The organism is Henriciella sp. (assembly GCF_049649345.1).
Lineage (GTDB): Bacteria > Pseudomonadota > Alphaproteobacteria > Caulobacterales > Hyphomonadaceae > Henriciella.
Genome location: NZ_JBARZC010000611.1, coordinates 1 through 3,691, shown reverse-complemented (window position 1 = coordinate 3,691; position 3,691 = coordinate 1). Strand labels below are relative to the sequence as shown.

The following is a 3,691-nucleotide window of genomic DNA, read 5'->3' as shown; positions in this document are numbered from 1 at the left end:
GTTGCAAACGTGTCCGATGTTCGACCCCGCGTCCTGGTCGTGGAAGATGAGTGGATGATCGCAGAAGACTTCGGCGACATTCTCGACCGGGCGGGTTTCGATGTGGTCGGACCAGCGAATACCGAGGCTGATGCGCAGAAGCTGGTCAGCACAGAGCGGTTCTCGGCCGCCTTGCTGGATGTCAATCTTGGCGGTGAAAGCACCTTTGCGGTCGCCGACGAGCTTGCCAGGCGAGGCATCCCTTATGCCTATATTACCGGGTACAATGAAAATGACCTGCCAGAGCGGGTGAAATCCCACATGCTGCTCAGCAAGCCCGTTTCCGATGAGAACCTGCCGAAAGTGGTGCGGCGACTGATTGCCGGGCGGGCATAGCGCGCCCTTCGGACTGAATGCGGACTGGCCGGGCTGTAGATAAGGCGGAACTCCGCGCCCTCGCGCCTGCCTGATACATGCCTATAAAAGGCAGGGTGCCAGCAGGCCGCAGGCGCAATGCCAGATTGTATTGGCTTAATCCTCGTTGAAATCCGGACGAAACTGGGAACTTTCGCCCTGCCCTGCCGGTTGCACTCGTTCGAACCAGCGTCGCACATCTGCAGCGAGGACTATGGAGATGACCAGGCTTGGCGCATCCGCGTCCCGCCGGTCGGCGCTCAAGACGGCCAGCAAAGAGGAAGCGCGATTGGCATGACCGATTTCAGCCCCGGCGTTGATCCCCAGGACTCCCAGACACGCCAGCCGGACACCCTTTCGCGCCAGATCCTGTTCGACCGCTTCGTCAGAGCGTCGGGCTGGCTGGGCCTGCATCTGCTGCTCGGTGTCGGCTATCTCACCACCGTATTCTCTCTCGGCATGAACTGGCTGTCAGCGCTCGCCCTGTTCTTCGTCGCCGGCCTGGTGCTCGGCAAGCTCATGGGGCTGTCGAAAGCCTGGATCTTCGCCATGATCGCCCAGGCGCTGGTCGTTCTGATCGCCGGAAGTTTGGCAATAATATATACGGTCCTCATGTGAGGCTCGGCGGGCGGGCCCGGCAAGGCGCCAATCAAGGGCGCCAATCAAATGGGGCATTATCATCGCGACATTCGACGCCTGCCTTGCCATTGCCCTTGCTTTATCATGGCGCGAAAGGTGCTGCCGGCCTGTGCAGCCCTGAGGTGATCGATTGACCGAATTCATGCGCGTTCTGGCCTTTGCCGCCCTCCCGGCGCTCGGGAATATTGGCGGCGTCCTGCTGGCGGAGACGATGCGCCCGCCGCGCTGGGTGAACGGGGCGCTACTGCACGGCGCGGCCGGTATCGCCATCGCCATCGTGTCTGTCGAGCTGATGCCGCGGGCGATGGACTCGGCGGCGATGTGGGCCATTGGCCTTGCCTTCATTGCGGGCGCGATCGCATCGCTCGGTATAGCCAAGGCCGTCAACGGATTTTCCGAACGCGCCGGCGGCACGACCAGCGCCTGGATGGTCTATGCCGCGATCATGGCAGACCTGGTCAGCGACGGCCTGATCACCGGCGCCGGCTCGGCCGCATCGCTTGAACTTGGCGTCTTCCTGGCAGGCTCCCAGCTCGTCGCGAATTTGCCCGGCGGCTTTGCGGCAAGCTCCAATCTGCGCAAGCAGGATGTTTCGCGCCGCATGCGGCTGATCGCAGGCGTAGTCATCACGCTGCCGACCTTTCTCAGCGCCGCGATCGGCTACCTTCTTCTGAGGAGCGCCCCGGCGGAGGTGCAGGCGATATGTCTGGCTGCGATTGCCGGCCTGCTTGTGGCGGCGACGCTGGAAGATCTCATTCCCGAAGGCAATGTCCCGCGCCCGCCGCGCTGGAGCACGACGCTCGCCCTTGCCATCGGATTTGCAGCGATCACCGCCCTGTCCGGCCTGATCGGCGGCCCGTGATCGCAATAACGCGGCCTGCCTTGGCGGGCGCGGTGCACTCATGGACGCATAACGACGCCCAAGACTGCCCGACCCTTGCGACAGATCAGGCCGATTGAGCGACCTGCCGGGCGGCCCGGGCGAGTTCGCATCTCGACCAGATCGCGGAAATCGCCTCGATCAGATGATCGATATCCTTGTCCGAATGGATCGGCGACGGCGTGATCCTGAGGCGCTCTGTGCCCTTGGGAACCGTCGGATAGTTGATCGGCTGAACATAGATGCCGTGATCGGCCATGAGCGTGTCGCTGATCATCTTGCACTTGACCGGGTCGCGCACCATCACCGGCACGATATGGCTCGGATTTTCGAGGACAGGAATGCCGACCGCGCGCAGCTTCTCGCGCACGCGTCTGACCTGGCGGCGCTGACGCATCCGTTCCATGTCGCTGGTCTTGAGATGCTGGATGCTGGCCAGCGCGCCAGCCGCAACCGCCGGCGGAAGCGCGGTGGTGAAGATGAAGCCTGAGGCAAAGCTGCGGATATAGTCGCAGATCGTGGTCGAGGCTGCGATATAGCCGCCGAGCACGCCGAACGCCTTGCCGAGCGTGCCTTCGATGATCGTGATCCGGTCCATCAGGCCTTCGCGTTCGGCAACGCCGCCGCCGCGCGGGCCGTAAAGGCCGACCGCATGAACCTCATCGAGATAAGTCATCGCATTATAGCGGTCGCAGACATCGCAGATTTCCTTGATCGGCGCGATGTCGCCATCCATCGAATAGACCGATTCAAACGCGACAAGCTTGGGCGCATCGGCCGGCAGCTCGCTGAGGACGCGCTCAAGATCCTTCACATCATTATGCTTGAAGATTTTCTTCAGCGCCCGGCTGTGGCGGATGCCTTCGATCATGGACGCATGGTTGAGCTCGTCGGAGATCACATAGCAGCCCGGAATCCGGGCCGCGAGCGTGCTCAGCGTCGTCCAATTGGAGACATAGCCCGACGTAAACAGCAGCGCGCCCTCCTTGTTGTGAAGGTCGGCAAGTTCCTGCTCAAGCAGCACATGATAATGGTTCGTGCCCGAGATATTGCGCGTGCCGCCGGCGCCTGCGCCGCATTTGTCGAGCGCCGTGTGCATGGCCTCAAGCACGGCCGGATGCTGGCCCATGCCGAGATAGTCATTCGAGCACCAGACCGTGACGGTCTCAGGCCCGATATCACCATGATTGTCGGCCACGGGGAATGTCCCCTTGCGCCGTTCAATGTCTGCAAAAGTGCGATAATTGCCCTCGCTTTTCAGCGCCGACAGTTCGCTTTCAAAAAAGCCCTCATAATCCATTAGGTCCTCCCTAGTTCGAGTGTTTCGTTCTGTTGTTCAGTTTCGGCGTCCGCATTTTTGCGGACAGCCCACGACCAGAGGCGCTGATCAGGCAGGGGCACGATCAGGGCCAGGTGTTCGATTGCGGCGAGCAGTGCCAGCGTCCCGACAAGCAGATAGCCTGCTGCCTCAAACGACCCGCCCATATGCGACAGGCCCTGATAGAGCAGCGCGAATGCAACGAGGCTCGCAAGGCCGAGAAAAACGGGAAAATAGCGCGTTGTTCTCGCCGTATTGAAATAGGTCGACAAATATTTGAGATGGCCCGGCAGGAATTCGTCGGAGACGTTCGCGGCGCCGAGAAAGATGAGCAGCTTCGCGCTGATCCGCATCGCCCAGAGCAGGCCGAATGTGGCCGCAGCGATCTGGTTGTCTGCGCCGGTGCTGAGCCAGATGATCACGGCTGCATGCAGCGCGATAATCACCTCATGATGCAGAAC

At 61.5% G+C, this 3,691-nt stretch carries 5 protein-coding genes; 3 read left to right on the top strand and 2 right to left on the bottom strand.

What is annotated here, in order from left to right; all coding sequences use genetic code 11:
* From WA989_RS17030 to WA989_RS17020, 3 genes are all read left to right on the top strand, one after another.
* Window positions 1-375 (top strand): response regulator (locus WA989_RS17030; RefSeq protein ID WP_424341674.1); only part of this gene is annotated, 375 nt, incomplete at its 5' end.
* Between the two features lie 312 nt (window positions 376-687).
* Window positions 688-1,011: a hypothetical protein gene (locus WA989_RS17025; protein ID WP_424341673.1), complete on the top strand. Its 324-nt coding sequence runs from the start codon at window positions 688-690 to the stop codon at window positions 1,009-1,011.
* A 151-nt stretch (window positions 1,012-1,162) separates the two neighbouring features.
* Window positions 1,163-1,894, top strand: a complete 732-nt coding sequence (locus tag WA989_RS17020; RefSeq protein WP_424341672.1) for a ZIP family metal transporter — start codon at window positions 1,163-1,165, stop codon at window positions 1,892-1,894.
* Window positions 1,895-1,979: 85 nt separating this feature from the next.
* Here WA989_RS17020 and hemA read toward each other — a convergent pair whose 3' ends face one another.
* Entirely contained in the window at window positions 1,980-3,212 is a 1,233-nt protein-coding gene (gene hemA / locus WA989_RS17015; protein ID WP_424341671.1) for a 5-aminolevulinate synthase, read from the bottom strand.
* On the bottom strand, window positions 3,212-3,691 hold a 480-nt coding region (locus WA989_RS17010), incomplete at its 5' end, for a DUF3623 family protein (protein WP_424341670.1). The genes hemA and WA989_RS17010, both read right to left, overlap by 1 nt.

Excerpts from the sequence above, each read along its gene's own strand:
- hemA (WP_424341671.1), bottom strand. The coding sequence starts at position 3,212 with ATGGATTATGAGGGCTTTTTTGAAAGCGAACTGTCGGCGCTGAAAAGC.
- WA989_RS17025 (WP_424341673.1), top strand. The coding sequence starts at position 688 with ATGACCGATTTCAGCCCCGGCGTTGATCCCCAGGACTCCCAGACACGC.